General features: G+C 71.8%; 15 protein-coding genes. All 15 read left to right on the top strand.

Annotated elements, in window-relative coordinates:
• The first annotated feature begins 169 nt into the window (after positions 1-169).
• The 15 genes from FS641_RS00360 (at position 170) to gltB (ending at position 17,373) form a co-directional block, all read left to right on the top strand.
• Complete coding sequence (locus FS641_RS00360) at positions 170-1,102, top strand: methionyl-tRNA formyltransferase (protein WP_144758315.1); 933 nt, start codon at positions 170-172, stop codon at positions 1,100-1,102.
• Complete coding sequence (locus FS641_RS00355; protein WP_144758313.1) at positions 1,099-2,634, top strand: RsmB/NOP family class I SAM-dependent RNA methyltransferase; 1,536 nt, start codon at positions 1,099-1,101, stop codon at positions 2,632-2,634. Before FS641_RS00360 ends, FS641_RS00355 begins: the two co-directional genes overlap by 4 nt.
• 205 nt (positions 2,635-2,839) lie before the next feature.
• Positions 2,840-3,499, top strand: coding sequence for a ribulose-phosphate 3-epimerase (gene rpe, locus FS641_RS00350; RefSeq protein ID WP_144758311.1), 660 nt, complete (start codon positions 2,840-2,842; stop codon positions 3,497-3,499).
• A gap of 70 nt (positions 3,500-3,569) precedes the next feature.
• Complete coding sequence (locus tag FS641_RS00345) at positions 3,570-3,833, top strand: phosphoribosyl-ATP diphosphatase (protein ID WP_144758309.1); 264 nt, start codon at positions 3,570-3,572, stop codon at positions 3,831-3,833.
• Positions 3,834-3,893: 60 nt separating this feature from the next.
• On the top strand, positions 3,894-4,733 hold the full coding sequence (hisG, locus tag FS641_RS00340) for an ATP phosphoribosyltransferase (RefSeq protein ID WP_144758307.1): 840 nt from the start codon (positions 3,894-3,896) through the stop codon (positions 4,731-4,733).
• Positions 4,730-5,506 carry an imidazole glycerol phosphate synthase subunit HisF gene (gene hisF, locus FS641_RS00335; RefSeq protein WP_313957769.1) on the top strand — a complete coding sequence of 259 codons (777 nt, stop codon included), beginning with the start codon at positions 4,730-4,732 and terminating at the stop codon, positions 5,504-5,506. The genes hisG and hisF overlap by 4 nt, the downstream gene beginning before the upstream one ends.
• 7 nt (positions 5,507-5,513) lie before the next feature.
• Positions 5,514-5,933 carry a phosphoribosyl-AMP cyclohydrolase gene (gene hisI, locus FS641_RS00330; protein ID WP_144758305.1) on the top strand — a complete coding sequence of 140 codons (420 nt, stop codon included), beginning with the start codon at positions 5,514-5,516 and terminating at the stop codon, positions 5,931-5,933.
• Positions 5,930-7,495: an anthranilate synthase component I gene (locus FS641_RS00325; protein WP_144758303.1), complete on the top strand. Its 1,566-nt coding sequence runs from the start codon at positions 5,930-5,932 to the stop codon at positions 7,493-7,495. Before hisI ends, FS641_RS00325 begins: the two co-directional genes overlap by 4 nt.
• On the top strand, positions 7,492-8,223 hold the full coding sequence (locus FS641_RS00320) for a Trp biosynthesis-associated membrane protein (RefSeq protein WP_144758301.1): 732 nt from the start codon (positions 7,492-7,494) through the stop codon (positions 8,221-8,223). The genes FS641_RS00325 and FS641_RS00320 overlap by 4 nt, the downstream gene beginning before the upstream one ends.
• Complete coding sequence (locus FS641_RS00315) at positions 8,210-8,449, top strand: DUF6704 family protein (RefSeq protein WP_144758299.1); 240 nt, start codon at positions 8,210-8,212, stop codon at positions 8,447-8,449. Before FS641_RS00320 ends, FS641_RS00315 begins: the two co-directional genes overlap by 14 nt.
• Positions 8,450-8,465: 16 nt before the next feature.
• Complete coding sequence (gene trpC, locus FS641_RS00310) at positions 8,466-9,239, top strand: indole-3-glycerol phosphate synthase TrpC (RefSeq protein WP_144759744.1); 774 nt, start codon at positions 8,466-8,468, stop codon at positions 9,237-9,239.
• 44 nt (positions 9,240-9,283) lie between these two features.
• Positions 9,284-10,498 (top strand): tryptophan synthase subunit beta, encoded by a 1,215-nt coding sequence (trpB, locus tag FS641_RS00305; RefSeq protein WP_144758298.1) that lies wholly within the window; start codon positions 9,284-9,286, stop codon positions 10,496-10,498.
• Complete coding sequence (gene trpA, locus FS641_RS00300; protein ID WP_144758296.1) at positions 10,495-11,289, top strand: tryptophan synthase subunit alpha; 795 nt, start codon at positions 10,495-10,497, stop codon at positions 11,287-11,289. Before trpB ends, trpA begins: the two co-directional genes overlap by 4 nt.
• A gap of 214 nt (positions 11,290-11,503) precedes the next feature.
• Entirely contained in the window at positions 11,504-12,496 is a 993-nt protein-coding gene (gene lgt, locus FS641_RS00295; RefSeq protein ID WP_144758294.1) for a prolipoprotein diacylglyceryl transferase, read from the top strand.
• Positions 12,497-12,834: 338 nt separating this feature from the next.
• Positions 12,835-17,373: a glutamate synthase large subunit gene (gltB, locus tag FS641_RS00290; protein WP_144759741.1), complete on the top strand. Its 4,539-nt coding sequence runs from the start codon at positions 12,835-12,837 to the stop codon at positions 17,371-17,373.
• Positions 17,374-17,381 lie beyond the last annotated feature (8 nt).

Raw genomic sequence — 17,381 nt, 5'->3', positions numbered from 1 at the left:
GTCGTACGACGACGACGATGTCGCTCGGGCCGAACGCGACACCACGCGCCCGCACCGAACGACACGGTCGCTGTCGTACGACAGCGACCGTGTCGTTCGGAGTCGGACCCGCGGGCGCCCCCCGCCCCCCGACACGCCCCACCGCCGCCGCCGTGGGAGGATCGAACCCATGCGTCTCGTCGTCGCCGGCAGCCCCGCTGCGGCCGTCCCCACCCTCCGCCGACTCGCGGTCTCCGACCACGAGATCGCCGCCGTGCTGACCCGACCGCCGACACCGCAGGGCCGGAAGCGCGTCCTCACCCCGACGCCGGTCGCCGAGGCCGCCGCCGAGCTCGGCCTCCCCGTGATCGAGGCCTCACGGGTCGACGACGCCGTGACGGCCCGCATCGCCGCGCTCGACGTCGACCTCGGCGTCATCGTCGCGTACGGGGCACTGCTCCGGCGCCCGGCGCTCGACACACCGCGCCACGGGTGGATCAACCTGCACTTCTCCGACCTCCCGGCGTACCGCGGTGCCGCCCCCGTGCAGCGCGCCGTGATGGCCGGTGACGCCAGCACCGCCGCGACGGTGTTCCAGCTCGTCGAGGCCCTCGACGCCGGTCCGGTGTTCGCCGCGGAGCCCTTCGCCATCGACGGCGAGGCCACTGCGGGCGAGGTCCTCGCCGCGATGGCGGAGACCGGCGCGGAGGTCGTCGCGCGCGTCGTCGACGACATCGCGGCCGGCACCGCCACCGCCACCGAGCAGGTCGGCGAGCCGACCCTCGCCCCGAAGACCACGATCGAGGACGGCCACGTCGACTTCACCGCCGACGCGGCCGCCGTGCACGCCCGGATCCGCGGTGTCACCCCGGAACCCGGTGCGTTCGCACACCTCGGCGACACGCGCGTCAAGCTGCTCCGCGCGACCCGGGACCCAGGCTCGGCAGGCCCCGCCCCGCAGCTCGCCCCCGGCGCGCTGACGGTCCACGACGGTCGGCTGCTCGTCGGCACCGGTGACGGTCCACTGGTCCTCACCGAGGTCCAGCCAGCCGGCAAGAAGCCGATGGACGCCGCAGCCTGGGCCCGCGGTCTCGGCGACCTCTCCGGGAAGGCACTGGCATGAGCCCCCACCAGCAGACCCGGCAGCCGGCGCGCACGGTGCGGGGTCCGAGCGCCCGGCGTGTGGCGTTCGACGTGCTCCGAGCCGTGCAGGTGGACGACGCCTACGCGAACCTGCTCCTCCCGACCCGGATCCGGCGCGCCGCACTCTCCGCGCGCGACGCCGGGTTCGCCACCGAGCTCACGTACGGCACGATCCGGATGATCGGACGCTACGACGCCATCGTCGAGGCGGCGTCCGGACGTCGTGTCGCGAACATCGAGGCCGACGTGCTCGACGTCATGCGCCTCGGGGTCCACCAGCTCCTCGCCCTGCGCACGCCCGTGCACGCCGCGGTGTCCGCCACGGTCGAGCTCACCCGTGAGGTGGGGGCCCCGCGTGCCACGGGCTTCGTGAACGCGGTCCTCCGCAAGGTCGCTGCCCGGACGCCCGACGAGTGGGACGTGGAGATCACCCGCGGGCTCTCCGGCGACGCGCTCCTCGCCACGAGGTGGTCGCATCCGACGTGGGTGGTGTCCTCGCTCCGGGACGCCCTCGCGGCCGAGCGGTCCCGGGACGAACTCGTGGCGCTGCTCGCGGCGGACGACGTGGCACCGCGGGTGCAGCTCGCCGCCCTGCCGGGCCTGGCGACCGAGGAGGACGTCGCCACCGCGACGACCGCGCCGACGACGGACGCCGAGCCGACGGACGCCGGACCGACCGACGCGGAACCGACCCGTGCCGAGCCGAGCGACGCCGGACCGACGGCCGTCGACGCGACCGGTACCGAGCCTCCCGTGCTGGACGCGGATGCGCTGCCGGTCTCACCGGTGGGGATCCGGGGCGTCACCGGTGACCCCGCCCGTGTGCCCGGTGTGGCTGCCGGGCGACTCCGCGTGCAGGACGAGGGGTCGCAGCTCGCCGCCCTCGCGCTGAGCCGCGCCTCCGAGGTGCGTCCGGGGGAGCGCTGGCTGGACCTCTGCGCCGGGCCCGGCGGCAAGGCCGCCCTGCTCGCCGCGGAGGCAGCCCAGGGCGGCGCGACGCTCACCGCCAACGAGCTGGTGCCGGCGCGTGTCGGGCTGGTGCGGAAGGCCCTCGCCGGGTTCGGCGACACGGTGACCGTGGTCGAGGGCGACGGCCGTCGGTACGGGACGGACGGGTCGGGCGTGACGTTCGACCGCATCCTCCTCGACGCGCCCTGCACCGGACTCGGAGCGCTCCGCCGTCGCCCCGAGGCCCGCTGGCGGAAGGTCCCGGAGGACGTCCAGGAACTCGCGGTGCTGCAGGCCGAGCTGCTCGACGCGGCGGTCCGGGTGCTGGCCCCTGGGGGCACGCTCGCGTACGTGACGTGTTCGCCGCACCTGGCGGAGACGCGCGGGCAGGTCGACGCGGTGATGACGCGACACGGGGACGTCCTCGAGCAGCTCGACACGGCGTCGGTCGTGCGGCGCGTCGCGGCCCGTGATCCGCAGGTCGCGGACGGCCCGACGGCGCAGCTCTGGCCGCACCGGGTCGGGACGGACGCGATGTTCATCGCGCTGTTCCGTCGGTCGTGATGACCGTCTCCTCCTGACCAGTGTGATGTGTTGGTCGGACACGACCGGTTCCGCCTGCTCCGCAGGTCCAGGGCCGGTCCTCTTCGTTCGACGGGTCCGTGGGAGGCTGCGTGGGGGATCCGAAGCCGTTCCGTACGTACCACGGACAGCTCGAGCAACTCGTCGGGCGAGCCGGTGGTCGGGCCGCCGCCGGTAGGGTTGTCGGGTGACGATCCGCATCTCGCCGAGCATCCTGTCCGCCGACTTCGCGAACCTCGAACGGGAGCTGCACCGCATCGAGAGCGCCGACATGGTGCACGTCGACGTGATGGACAACCACTTCGTGCCGAACCTGACCCTCGGGCTGCCGATCGTGCAGCGCCTGCAGGAGGTCTCGCCGGTGCCGCTCGACGTGCACCTGATGATCACCGACGCCGACTCCGAGGCCCCGAAGTACGCCGAGACCGGCGCGTCGAGCGTGACGTTCCACCTCGAGGCGGCCGTCGACCCGGTGGCGACCGCCGCCGCGATCCGGTCGAACGGTGCCCGCGCTGCCGTCGCGGTGAAGCCCGGCACGCCCGTCACGCAGGTGCTCCGCCACCTGGACGCCTACGACATGATCCTGCTCATGACGGTCGAGCCCGGGTTCGGCGGCCAGTCGTTCATGCCCTCCGTGATGCCGAAGCTCGCCGACGCCCGGGCCGCGGTCGACGCCTCCGGACTCGACGTCTGGCTCGAGGTCGACGGCGGCATCGCGGTGGACACCGTGCCGCAGGCCGTGCAGAGCGGCGCCGACACCCTCGTCGCCGGGTCCGCCGTCTACGGTGGCGAGCCCGCGCAGCGGATCGTCGACCTCCGTGAGGCCGCCGCTGCGGCGCGCGCGTGACGGGGCCGAGCCGAGCCTCCCGTCCGGACGGTGCGACCGGAGCACCCGCGGAGGACGGTAGCCTGAGAGCGTGAAGACGTTCGACGACCTGTTCGCGGAGCTGACCGAGAAGGCCGCCACGCGCCCCGAGGGCTCCGGCACCGTCGCCGAACTGGACGCCGGCGTGCACCAGATCGGCAAGAAGATCGTGGAGGAAGCCGCCGAGGTCTGGATGGCGGCCGAGTACGAGGGCGACGAGCGCACCTCGGAGGAGATCTCCCAGCTCGTCTACCACCTGCAGGTCCTGATGGTCGCGAAGGGCCTCACCCCGGCGGACGTCTGGCGACATCTGTAGGACGCGCTCCGGCGCTCCCGCAGACAGTCACCGACACCTCCGACCAGAAAGCAGACCCTGATGCTCCGCATCGCCGTGCCCAACAAGGGCTCGCTGTCCGAGACCGCCTCCGAGATGCTGCGGGAGGCCGGGTACGCCGGTCGCCGTGACCCGAAGGCGCTCCACCTGCTCGACGAGCGCAACGGCGTGGAGTTCTTCTTCCTCCGCCCGCGCGACATCGCCACGTACGTCGGGTCCGGCGCGCTCGACGTCGGCATCACCGGGCGCGACCTGCTGCTCGACTCCGGGTCCCGGGCGCACGAGGTCGACGCGCTCGGGTTCGCCGACTCGACGTTCCGCTTCGCCGGCACCCCCGGTCGGTTCTCCGCGCTGTCGGACCTCGACGGCGTGCGCGTCGCCACGAGCTACCCCGGCCTGGTGAGGGAGTTCCTCGCGCGGCACGGCGTGCACGCCGAGCTCGTCAAGCTCGACGGTGCCGTGGAGAGCGCGGTCCGGCTCGGTGTGGCCGACGCGGTCGCGGACGTCGTGTCGACCGGCAGCACCCTGCGCCAGGCCGGACTCGAGATCTTCGGCCCGGTCATCCTGGAGTCCACCGCCCTGCTGGTCACCACCGACGAGACGATCCCGGGCATCGACGTCCTGCGCCGCCGGCTGCAGGGCGTGCTCGTCGCCCGCGGCTACGTCATGCTCGACTACGACATCCCGACGGACCTCCTCGAGCAGGCCACCGCGATCGCCTCCGGCATCGAGTCGCCGACGGTCTCGCCGCTGCACGGCCGGGACTGGTCGGCCGTCCGCGTGATGATCCCGCGTGACGACGCGAACCTCATCATGGACGCGCTCTACGACCTCGGCGCGCGGGCCATCCTGGTCAGCCCGATCCACGCCGCACGCCTGTGACCGCGGTGCCCGGCGGCGTCGCCGTCCGCGTCGTGCCGTGTCTGGACGTGTCGGGCGGCCGCGTCGTCAAGGGCGTGAACTTCCTCGACCTGCAGGACGCCGGCGACCCGGTCGAGCTCGCGGCGCGCTACTACGAGCAGGGTGCTGACGAACTGACGTTCCTCGACGTCGGGGCGACCGTGGAGAACCGGTCGACGATGTACGAGACGGTGACGCGGACGGCCGAGCAGGTCTTCATCCCGCTCACGGTCGGCGGTGGCGTCCGCAGCGTGGACGACGTGTCGCGGCTGCAGCAGTGCGGTGCGGACAAGATCGGCGTCAACAGCGCGGCGATCGCCCGCCCCTCGCTCGTCGGCGAGATCGCGGACCGGTTCGGCGCGCAGGCGGTCGTGCTCTCGCTCGACGTCAAGCGCTCGGACCGGATGCCGTCGGGCTTCGTGGTGACGACCCACGGCGGACGCACCGAGTCCGACCTCGACGCGCTCCGCTGGGCCCGCGAGGCCGTCGAGCGCGGCGCTGGCGAACTGCTCGTCAACTCGATCGACGCCGACGGCACGAAGAACGGGTTCGACCTCGAGCTCACCGCCGCGGTGCGCGCCGTCTCGTCGGTGCCGGTCATCGCCTCGGGAGGCGCGGGTCGGCTCGAGCACTTCGCCCCGGCCGTGGACGCCGGTGCGGACGCCGTGCTCGCCGCGAGCGTGTTCCACCGCGGGGAGATGACCATCGGCGAGGTCAAGGACGCGCTGCGGGACTCCGGGCACGCCGTACGCTAGGAGCCTCATGACCGACAGCACCAGCACCAGCACGGACGCGGTCCTCGACCGCGCGCGGTTCGGTGCGGACGGGCTGCTCCCGGCAGTCGTGCAGGAGGAGTCGTCGAAGGACGTCCTCATGCTCGGCTACATGGACCGGGAAGCCCTCCGCCGCACCCTGACCGAGGGCCGGGTGACCTTCTGGTCCCGGTCCCGGCAGGAGTACTGGCGGAAGGGCGACACCTCCGGCCACGCGCAGTACGTCCGTGCTGCGGCGTTCGACTGCGACGCGGACACCCTGCTCGTGACGGTGCAGCAGGTCGGTGCCGCGTGCCACACCGGCGCGCACCGGTGCTTCGACGTCGACCCGCTGACCCCGACGACCGCGTCGGCACCGACGGCGGCGGCGACCGCACCGTCATCCGAGACGACGGAGGCGACCCGATGACGAACGCCACCACGTCGCCCACCGCCACGGTCTCCGATCAGCCGCACACGACCTCCCGTCCGGAGTTCGACGCCCTGGTGGCGGACGGCCACCGCGTCGTCCCCGTCGTCCGCGCGCTCTACGGCGACAGCGAGACCCCGGTCGGCGTGTACCGTAAGCTCGCCGACGGCCGACCCGGCTCGTTCCTCCTCGAGTCCGCCGGCCAGGGTGGCCTGTGGTCGCGCTGGTCCTTCGTCGGGGTGCGGAGCTTCGGTGTCCTCACGCAGGACGGCGACCGCGCCGCGTGGATCGACACCGGGATGAGCGCGGAGCGCGCCGTCGGCGACCTCGACGGCGCACCCCTCGACGTGCTCGCCCGACTGCACGAGCGCTGGGCCACCCCGCGCGTCCCCGGCACTCCGCCCCTGGTCGGCGGGACCGTCGGGTTCATCGGCTGGGAGGCCGTGCGCCAGCTCGAGCACCTGCCGAACGTCCCGCCGTCGGACTTCACCGTGCCGGGGCAGTCCCTGGCGTTCGTCGCCGAGCTCGCCGCGCTCGACCACCGCACCGGGCTCGTGCTGCTCGTCGCGAGTGCGCTCAACGACGGCACCGACGACGCGGACGCGCTGTGGACGGCGGCACAGGACCGACTCGACCGCATGCAGGCCGACCTGGTGCAGCCCACCGTCGCGACCGTCGCCGAGGCGTTCGACATCGCCGAGCCGACGCCGCGGCACCGGTCGACGCCGGAGGAGTACATGGCCGCGGTGACGCGGTCGAAGGACTTCATCCGCGACGGCGACGTGTTCCAGGTCGTCATCTCGCAGCGCTTCGACCACGACGTGACGGCCGAGCCCCTCGACGTCTACCGGGTGCTGCGCACGCTGAACCCGAGCCCGTACATGTACTTCCTGTCGCTCGAGGACACCGCCGGCGCACCGTTCTGGATCGTCGGGGCGTCGCCGGAGGCGCTCGTCAAGGTGCAGGGCGGCCGGGCCATCACGCACCCGATCGCCGGCTCCCGCCCGCGCGGGGCGACGCCGGAGGAGGACGTCCGCTTCGGCGAGGACCTCCTCGAGGACCCCAAGGAACGTGCCGAGCACCTGATGCTCGTGGACCTGTCCCGCAACGACCTGCAGAAGGTGTGCGAGCCCGGCACCGTCGCGGTGACCGAGTTCATGACCGTCGAGCGGTTCAGCCACATCATGCACCTGGTGTCGAGCGTCGAGGGCACCGTCCGCGACGAAGCCTCCGCGATCGACGTCTTCCGGGCGACCTTCCCGGCGGGCACGCTCTCCGGCGCACCGAAGCCGCGCGCGCTGGAGATCATCGACGAGCTCGAACCCGCGACGCGCGGCGCCTACGCGGGCGTCGTCGGGTACTTCGACTTCGCCGGGGACGCCGACCTCGCCATCGCGATCCGGACCGCGCTCATCAAGGACGGTGTGGCCCGCGTGCAGGCAGGAGCGGGGCTCGTCGCCGACTCCGACCCCGCGACCGAACACACCGAGGCCGTCAACAAGGCCGCGGCGCCGCTCCGCGCCGTCGCCACCGCCAACCAGATGCGCGAGGTCCGCTCGTGAGGCGCTCCCGTCCGCTCGTCGTCGTCATCGGGCTCGCGGTCGCCGGCATCGTGATGCTCTCGTGGACGCAGACGTGGTTCACCGTGCACCTCGACGCGACGGCGGCGGTGACCACCACCGTCGACGCCGACGGGTCGAAGGCGGTCCCGCAGTACACCGCGCTGGCGATCGCGTCGCTGGCGCTGTTCCTCGCGATGACGATCGCCGGGCGCGTCGTCCGCATCGTGCTCGCGGTGATCGAGGTCCTGCTCGGCGTCGCGATCGTCGTCGCCGGCGTGAACGCCCTCGCCGACCCCGTGGCGGCCGCGAAGGGCGCCGTCGGCGAGGTGGCCGGCGTGAGCGACCTGTCCGCGATCCGTCGGGTCGTGACGTCCGTCGACGTCTCCGCGTGGCCCGCGGTCGGCATCGCCGGGGGCGTCCTGGCCGTGCTGCTCGGCATCGTCGTGCTGGTGGTGCAGCGGTCGTGGCCCGGTCCGAGCCGCAAGTACGCCGCCACGCCGACCACCTCCCGCGTGGCCGTGCCGGTCGAGCGCGACGCGGTCGTGGACTGGGACGACCTGAGCGCCGGCGTCGACCCGACCCGGGCGAGCGCCGACGGATCCGACGGCGGCGCAGCGCGGACCGACCTCCCCGCTGCGGAGACCGGCGGTGACGACACGGTAGGCTTGGACCCGCGTCGATCGACCGACGACGCCACCGACCACGAGGAGCACCGTGAGCACCACTGAGCCCGCAGAACTCGGCGAAGGCCACTCGCCGGCAGCCTGGACGTCCGTCATCATCATGCTGGTGGCGTTCGCGATCGGCACGATCTGCTTCTGGTTCAGCATCGCGTGGGCCGTCTGGGCCTCCGCCGCGCTGCTCGTCGTCGGCCTGATCGTCGGTGTCGTGATGAGCAAGGCCGGCTACGGCGTGAACGGTCCGAAGTTCGTCCCCAAGCACCACGACGAGTAGGCCCACGATGCCGAACGTGCTCGAGACCCTCGTCGCGGGCGCGCTCGAGGACGCCGCGGCCCGTCGCGTCGACCGTCCCTACGCGGACGTCGAACGTGACCTCGACCGGGTCGCCTCGCCGCTCGACGCGCTCGAGTTCCTCGCCCCCGCCGACCGCGTGAAGGTCATCGCCGAGGTGAAGCGTGCCAGCCCCTCCCGCGGGTCGATGGCGACGATCGCCGACCCCGCGGGGCTCGCCGCCGACTACGAGCGCGGTGGCGCCTCGGCCATCAGCGTGCTCACCGAGGGACGGAAGTTCCTCGGCAGCCTCGCCGATCTCGAAGCCGTCAAGGCCCGCGTCGGTGTCCCGGTGCTCCGCAAGGACTTCATCGCCGACCCGTACCAGGTCGTCGAGGCGCGTGCGTCGGGTGCCGACATCGTGTTGCTCATCGTCGCCGCCCTCGACCAGGCGCGGCTCGTCGAGCTGCACGAGCTCGCCGAGCAGCTCGGCATGCGTGTCCTCGTCGAGGCCCACTCGGGCGACGAGGTCGCCAGGGGCCTCGACGCCGGTGCACGGATCCTCGGCGTGAACGCCCGCGACCTCACCGACTTCTCGCTGGACCGCGACCTCTTCGGCTCCCTGGCCGGGTCGATCCCCGACGGGGTCGTCCGTGTCGCCGAGTCCGCCGTCTCCGGTCCCGCCGACGTCGCCCACTACCGCGCTGCGGGAGCCGACGTCGTCCTGGTGGGGGAGGCGCTCGTGACGGGCGCCGACCCCGCCGCTGCACTCGCGTCGTTCATCGACGCCTGACCCTCCGTCCGGCCCGGTGCCGGACACGTTCCGGGAGCACCAACGTGACCTCACTCCGTGACCTCCACGGCCCGTACTTCGGCGACTTCGGCGGGCGTTTCGTCCCCGAGTCGCTCGTGCTGGCCCTCGACGAACTCGAAGCCGCCTTCCGCGAGGCCTGGGCGGACCCGGCCTTCCACGAGGAGCTCGACGCCCTGCAGCGCGACTACACGGGTCGGCCGTCGATCATCACCGAGGTGCCGCGGTTCGCCAGGCACGCCGGCGGCGCACGCGTGATCCTCAAGCGCGAGGACCTGAACCACACCGGCTCGCACAAGATCAACAACGTGCTGGGCCAGGCGCTGGTCGCGAAGCGCCTCGGCAAGACCCGCCTGATCGCCGAGACCGGCGCCGGCCAGCACGGCGTGGCCACGGCCACCGCCGCGGCGCTGTTCGGGATGGACTGCGTCGTGTACATGGGCGCGGTCGACACCGACCGCCAGGCGCTCAACGTCGCACGGATGCGGCTCCTCGGCGCCGAGGTGATCCCCGTCGAGACGGGCTCGCGCACGTTGAAGGACGCCATCAACGACGCCCTGCGTGACTGGGTCGCGAACGTCGACTCCACGCACTACCTGCTCGGCACGGTCGCCGGTCCGCACCCGTTCCCGGAGATGGTGCGCGAGTTCCACAAGGTGATCGGCGTCGAGGCCCGGCAGCAGGTGCTCGACCTCGTCGGCCGCCTGCCCGACGCCGTCGCCGCGTGCGTCGGTGGCGGATCGAACGCGATGGGCATCTTCGAGGCCTTCCTCGACGACGAGTCCGTGCGGCTCCTCGGGTACGAGGCCGGTGGCGACGGTGTCGAGACCGGTCGGCACGCGGCGAGCATCACGCTCGGGCGTGAGGGCGTCCTGCAGGGAGCGAAGTCGTACCTCATGCAGGACGAGGACGGTCAGACCATCGAGAGCCACAGCATCTCGGCGGGGCTCGACTACCCGAGCGTCGGCCCGGAGCACGCCTACCTGGCGTCGATCGGGCGCGCGCAGTACGAGCCGATCACGGACACCGAGGCGATGGAGGCGTTCCGGCTGCTCAGCCAGACCGAGGGCATCATCCCGGCGATCGAGTCCTCACACGCCCTCGCCGGCGCGATGAAGCTCGGCAAGGAGCTCGGCCCTGACGCCGTCATCCTGGTGAACCTCTCCGGGCGCGGCGACAAGGACGTCGCCTCGGCCAGCCGGTACTTCGGCATCCTCGACGAGAACGCGGAGCAGATGTGAGCGAGACGCGGACCGTCGCGACGACGATCGACCAGGCCAACCAGGACCGTGCGGGAGCGGTGGTCGGCTACCTGCCAGCGGGCTTCCCGACCCTCGAGACCAGCGTCGACGCCGCGGTCGCCCTCGCCGAGAACGGCGTGGACGTCATCGAGCTCGGCCTGCCGTACTCCGACCCGGTGATGGACGGCCCCGTCATCCAGCGCGCTGCCGAGGAGTCGCTCGCGAACGGCTTCCGGGTCGCGCAGGTGTTCGACGCGGTGCACGCCATCACCGACCGGGTCGACGTCCCGGTGCTCGTCATGACGTACTGGAACCCGGTCCTCCGCTACGGCGTGGAGCGGTTCGCCGACGACCTCGTCGCCGCGGGCGCGTCCGGGCTCATCACGCCGGACCTCATCCCCGACGAGGCGACCGCCTGGATGGACGCCTCCGAGCGCACCGGTCTGGACCGGGTGTTCCTCGCGGCACCGTCCTCCTCGGACGCCCGCATGCACCAGGCCGTCGACGCCAGCCGTGGGTTCGTGTACGCGGTGTCCACGATGGGCGTCACAGGTGCGCGCCTCGGCGTCGACGTCGCCGCGCGCACCGTCGTGTCCCGACTCCGTGACGCCGGGGTGGCGCGCACCTGCGTCGGGCTCGGCATCTCCACCGCCGACCAGGTCGCCGAGGTCCTCGAGTACGCCGACGGGGCGATCGTCGGCTCGGCCTTCGTCCGGGCACTCGCCGACCTCGGTGTGACCGGTGTCGGCCAGCGCGCAGCCGAGCTGACGGCCGGCGCGCAGCGCCGCTGACGACCGGACGGGAGGCCCGGGGGACGTGAGCCGGTCGGCCCACGTCCCCCGGGCCTCCCGTCATCTCGTCTCGCCGGCTTCCGTCTTCCCGTGTCACGGTTCCCACAGGAGCCGCCGCGGGTTCCTGCCGAGCGCGCGACCCGCGCTACAGTGATCCGGGGTCACCGCGACTGCGTCGGCCCCACGGCGCAAACCGAAAGGCGACAGCACCTCCATGCCCCTCCTGAGCATCCCGAGCCCCAGCACCGCGTGGCAGTACTTCGACCTGACCGCATGGCTGCACGACGTGTTCGGGTGGTCGCTGCCGCTCGACTTCCGCATCCACGCGTACGCGATCTGCATCCTGCTCGGCATCGTCGCCGCCGTCCTCGTCACGAACCACCGGCTGAACGCCCGCGGCGTCGAGCGCTGGATCATCATCGACATCGCGATCTGGGCGGTCCCGGCCGGCATCATCGGCGGCCGCCTGTTCCACGTGTTCACGCACGTCAGTGACTACTTCGGACCAGGTCGCGACCCGCTCTCCTTCCTCTACATCTGGGAGGGCGGCCTGGCGATCTTCGGTGCGCTCATCCTCGGTGCCGTCGGCGCGTACATCGGCTGCCGCCAGGTCGGGCTCCGCTTCACCGCCTTCCTCGACGCCGTCGCGCCCGCGATGCTGCTCGCGCAGGCGTTCGGGCGGCTCGGCAACTACTTCAACCACGAGCTCTTCGGCATGCCGACCAGCCTGCCGTGGGGCCTGCAGATCGAGTCGTCGAACGCGGCGTACCCGACGGGCCTGCCCGAGGGGACGCTGTTCCACCCGACGTTCCTCTACGAGATCATCTGGAACGTCATCGGCTTCACCGTGATCATCCTGCTCGACCGGAAGTTCCAGCTGCAGTGGGGCCGCGTCCTCGCGCTCTACCTGATCTGGTACGGCCTCGGTCGCTCGTTCCTCGAGTCGATCCGCGTCGACACGTCGGAGACGTTCTTCGGCATCCGCACGAACGTGTGGGCGTCCTTCGCCGCGATCCTGCTCGGTGTGATCGTCTTCTGGCTGCAGTCGAAGCGGCACACCGGCAAGGAGCCGAGCCCCTACGTGCGCGGTCACGAACCCCGTGCGAAGTCGCATGTAGACTCGGACGACACCTACTCGGAGCACCCAGACGACGCACCCCTCGTCGACGGTTCCGAACCGGTCGCCACCGCCGCCGACCGCCCCTGAGATCCGGCCCACACCGAGCCCGCTCACTCGGGCCGCTCAGGTCCAGGACGACGATCACCACAGCACCGATCACACCGCGTCCACCAGCACCACGACACCGGGCCACCATGGCACCGGGTCACCACGACCAGGGTCCACCACCACCGGACCCACCACCTCCGCTCGCCGCAGGGCAACTCGCTGACGGCGTGCACGGGCACCAGTCCCGCCCCTCCGGGCGGAACGCACCACCGGGCCACCGCTGTCCCTGTTCCACTTCCTCGTGAGGACGGTTCCCCATGGCGCTCCTGCCACCCCACACCACGGCACTCCTGCCGGCACACCGGCGTTTCTCGGCGATGCCCGAGGCGACCGGCATGTACGACCCCGCGAACGAGAAGGACGCGTGCGGCCTGGCCATGGTGGCCACGCTGCGCGGCACCCCTGGGCACGACATCGTGGACGCCGCACTCGGTGCCCTGCGCAACCTCGAGCACCGCGGTGCCGTCGGTTCCGACGCCGGGACCGGTGACGGCGCCGGCATCCTGTGCCAGGTACCGGACGCGTTCTTCCGCGACGAGGTGGCCTTCGACCTCCCCGGGGCGGGGGAGTACGCGGTGGGTACCGCCTACCTGCCGATCGACGACGCCGACCGTGCCGCGGTGAAGACCGCCGTCGAGACCGTCGCGCGGACCGAGGGCCTCACGGTCCTCGGTTGGCGCGAGGTCCCGGTGCGTCCGGAGGTCCTCGGCACCCTGGCCCGTGCGGCGATGCCGGCGTTCGAGCAGCTCTTCGTGGCGTCCGAGCGGCACGACGAGCACGGTGCCCCGGTGCACGGCATCGCGCTCGACCGGCAGACGTTCCGCCTCCGCAAGCGCGTCGAGCGCGAGCAGGAGATCTACTTCATGTCGCTGTCGAGCCGGACCATGGTCTACAAGGGCATGGTCACGACGCTGCAGCTCGAGCCGTTCTACCCCGACCTCAGCGACGAGCGGTTCGCGTCGAAGCTCGCGATCGTGCACTCGCGGTACTCGACGAACACGTTCCCGTCGTGGCCGCTCGCGCAGCCGTTCCGCACGCTCGCGCACAACGGCGAGATCAACACCGTCCGCGGCAACCGGAACTGGATGCGCGCCCGGCAGTCGCAGCTCGAGAGCGAACTGCTCGGCGACATGGCGCCGCTCCTGCCGATCGTCAGCCCCGGCGCCAGCGACTCGGCGTCCTTCGACGAGACCCTCGAGCTCCTGGCCCTGACCGGCCGGTCGCTCCCGCACGCCGTGTCGATGATGGTCCCCGAGGCGTGGGAGAACCAGGGCGACATGGACCCCGACCTGCGGGCGTTCTACGAGTACCACTCGATGCTCATGGAGCCGTGGGACGGCCCCGCGGCGATCACGTTCACGGACGGCTCGCTCGTCGGTGCGACCCTCGACCGCAACGGCCTGCGCCCCGGGCGCTTCCTGGTCACCGACGACGGCCTCATCGTGATGGGGTCCGAGACGGGTGTCATCGACGTCCCCGCGTCGAAGGTCGTGCGAAAGGGCCGCCTGCGTCCCGGCCGGATGTTCCTGGTCGACACCGAGGCCGGCCGCATCATCGAGGACGACGAGGTCAAGCGCGAGCTGGCGTCCTCCGGACCCTGGAGCGAATGGCTCGAGGCCGGCCGGATCAACCTCCGCGACCTGCCGGAGCGCGAGCACATCGTGCACACCCCCGCATCGGTCACGCGGCGTCAGCGCGCCTTCGGGTACACCGAGGAAGAGGTCCGCATCCTGCTGCGTCCGATGGCGCAGGCGGGTGCCGAGCCGCTCGGCGCGATGGGGTCGGACACGCCGATCGCGGTGCTGTCGCAGCGTCCGCGCCTGCTGTTCGACTACTTCACGCAGCAGTTCGCCCAGGTGACGAACCCGCCGCTGGACTCGATCCGCGAGCAGGTCATCACCTCGATGGGCATGGGCCTCGGGCCGGAGCGCAACCTGCTCGACGCGGGTCCCGAGCACGCCAAGCAGATCGTGCTCGACTTCCCGGTCATCGACAACGACCAGCTCGCCAAGGTCCAGCACTTCGAGACCGCGTCCGGGCGCCACCTCACCGTGACGATCAAGGGCCTCTACCGGGTCGACGCCGGTGAGCAGGCGATGGAGCAGCGGATCCAGGCCGTCTGCGACGAGGTCGACGAGGCGATCGAGGCCGGCAAGCAGTTCATCGTGCTGTCCGACCGCGACGGCAACGCCGAGAGCGCGCCGATCCCGAGCCTGCTCCTGCTCGCCGCGGTGCACCACCACCTGATCCGGACCGAGCAACGCATGAAGGTCGGCCTGATCGTCGAGGCCGGTGACGTCCGCGAGGTGCACCACGTCGCCACCCTGATCGGGTACGGCGCCTCCGCGATCAACCCGTACCTGGCGATGGAGACCTGCGAGAACCTGGTCCGCCAGGGCATGATCACCGGACTCACGCCGGAGCAGGCCGTCAAGAACGTGATCAAGGCGCTCGGCAAGGGCGTGCTGAAGATCATGTCGAAGATGGGCATCTCGACGGTGTCGAGCTACGCGGGCGCGCAGGCGTTCGAGGCGGTCGGCCTGTCGCAGGAGTTCGTCGACCGGTACTTCACCGGTACCTCGTCGATCCTCGGCGGCGTCGACATCGACGTCATCGCGAAGGAGAACGCCGAGCGTCACCAGCAGGCCTACCCGCAGGACGGCTCGGTCCTCGCGCACGAGCGGCTGCAGACCGGCGGCGAGTACCAGTGGCGTCGCGAGGGCCCGCCGCACCTGTTCAACCCGGACACCGTGTTCCGTCTGCAGCACGCCACGCGTGCGCGCCGGTACGACATCTTCAAGGAGTACTCGTCGGCGGTCGACGACCAGTCCGAGGAGCTGATGACGCTCCGCGGCCTGTTCCGCTTCAAGCACGGCGAGCGGAAGCCCGTCCCGCTGGACGAGGTCGAGTCGATCGAGTCGATCGTCAAGCGGTTCAACACCGGTGCGATGTCGTACGGCTCGATCTCGAAGGAAGCCCACGAGACGCTCGCGATCGCGATGAACCGACTCGGCGGCCGTTCGAACACGGGCGAGGGCGGTGAGGACGTCGACCGGCTCCTCGACCCGGAGCGGCGCAGCGCGATCAAGCAGGTGGCCTCGGGACGCTTCGGCGTCACGAGCATGTACCTGACGCACGCCACGGACATCCAGCTGAAGATGGCGCAGGGCGCCAAGCCGGGCGAGGGTGGACAGCTCCCGCCGCAGAAGGTGTACCCGTGGGTGGCCAGGACCCGGCACGCCACGGCGGGGGTCGGCCTCATCTCGCCGCCGCCCCACCACGACATCTACTCGATCGAGGACCTCAAGCAGTTGATCTTCGACGTCAAGCGCGCCAATCCGTCGGCGCGCGTGCACGTCAAGCTCGTCAGCCAGTCCGGCATCGGCGCGGTCGCCGCCGGCGTGACGAAGGCCCTGGCCGACGTCGTGCTCGTGTCCGGCCACGACGGCGGGACCGGTGCCAGCCCGCTGAACTCGCTGAAGCACGCCGGCACGCCGTGGGAGATCGGCCTCGCCGAGACGCAGCAGACGCTCATGCTCAACGGCATGCGCGACCGCGTGGTCGTGCAGGTCGACGGTCAGATGAAGACCGGCCGCGACGTCGTCGTGGCGGCGCTGCTCGGCGCCGAGGAGTACGGGTTCGCGACCGCGCCGCTCGTGGTGGAGGGCTGCATCCTGATGCGCGTCTGCCACCTCGACACCTGCCCGGTCGGCGTCGCGACGCAGAACCCCGAGCTCCGCAAGCGGTTCTCCGGCAAGCCGGAGTTCGTCGTGAACTTCTTCGAGTTCATCGCCCAGGAGGTCCGGGAGCTCCTCGCCGAGCTCGGCTTCCGCAGCCTCGAGGAGGCGATCGGCCGGACCGAGGCACTCGACGTCGACCGAGCCGTCGAGCACTGGAAGGCGTCCGGCCTCGACCTCGAACCGGTCCTCACCGGACCGGTCTTCGGAGCCGACGAGCCCCGCCGGCGCCACCGCGAGCAGGACCACGAGCTCGAGCAGCACTTCGACGTGCAGCTCATCCAGCAGGCGTCCGACGTGCTCGAGCACGGCGGCACGGTGCAGCTCGACCTGCCGATCCGCAACACCGAACGCGCGGTCGGGACGATGCTCGGGCACGAGGTCACCCTCCGCCACGGCGAGAACGGGCTCCCCGCCGGGTCGATCGACGTCACGCTCCGCGGCTCGGCCGGGCAGTCGCTCGGCGCGTTCCTGCCCTCGGGGATCACGCTCCGGCTCATCGGCGACAGCAACGACTACGTCGGCAAGGGCCTCTCCGGTGGCGACGTCGTCGTGCGTCCGAACGAGGACGTCGGCTTCGAGCCCTCCGAGAACGTCATCGCCGGCAACGTCATCGGCTACGGCGCCACCCAGGGCAGCATGTTCATCCGCGGCATCGTGGGTGAGCGCTTCCTGGTGCGCAACTCCGGTGCGACCGCCGTGGTCGAGGGCGTCGGCGACCACGCGCTCGAGTACATGACGGGCGGCCTCGCGCTCATCCTGGGCGAGACCGGCCGGAACCTCGGCGCCGGCATGTCCGGCGGCACGGCGTACGTCCGCGGTCTCCGGACCGAGCACGTCAACGCGGACGCCCTCGCGAGCGGTGAGCTCCGGCTCGAGGCGCTCGACAGCGCGGACGTCGAGATCGTCACCGACCTGCTCCAGCGCCACGCGACGGAGACCGGGTCGACGCTGGCGGCCGAGCTGCTGGCGTCCGGCGACCTCTCCGAGTTCGTCAAGGTGCTCCCGCGGGACTACGCGGCGGTGCTCGAGACGCGCCGGCAGGCCGTCGACGAGGGGCTCGACCCCGATGGCGACGTCGTCTGGAACCGCATCATGGAGGTGACCGCAGGTGGCTGACACCACGG

Origin of the sequence: Curtobacterium sp. 9128, from assembly GCF_007673775.1 — a bacterium.
GTDB lineage: Bacteria > Actinomycetota > Actinomycetes > Actinomycetales > Microbacteriaceae > Curtobacterium.
The sequence above is the reverse complement of the archived record's forward strand: the minus strand, read 5'-3'. Positions and strand labels throughout refer to the sequence as shown.

Bases quoted from the DNA above. Each gene is read 5' to 3' on its own strand.
- FS641_RS00325 (WP_144758303.1), top strand. From the start codon at position 5,930: ATGACGAACGCCACCACGTCGCCCACCGCCACGGTCTCCGATCAGCCG.
- hisI (WP_144758305.1), top strand. From the start codon at position 5,514: ATGACCGACAGCACCAGCACCAGCACGGACGCGGTCCTCGACCGCGCG.
- gltB (WP_144759741.1), top strand. From the start codon at position 12,835: ATGCCCGAGGCGACCGGCATGTACGACCCCGCGAACGAGAAGGACGCG.
- FS641_RS00355 (WP_144758313.1), top strand. From the start codon at position 1,099: ATGAGCCCCCACCAGCAGACCCGGCAGCCGGCGCGCACGGTGCGGGGT.
- FS641_RS00360 (WP_144758315.1), top strand. From the start codon at position 170: ATGCGTCTCGTCGTCGCCGGCAGCCCCGCTGCGGCCGTCCCCACCCTC.
- lgt (WP_144758294.1), top strand. From the start codon at position 11,504: ATGCCCCTCCTGAGCATCCCGAGCCCCAGCACCGCGTGGCAGTACTTC.
- hisG (WP_144758307.1), top strand. From the start codon at position 3,894: ATGCTCCGCATCGCCGTGCCCAACAAGGGCTCGCTGTCCGAGACCGCC.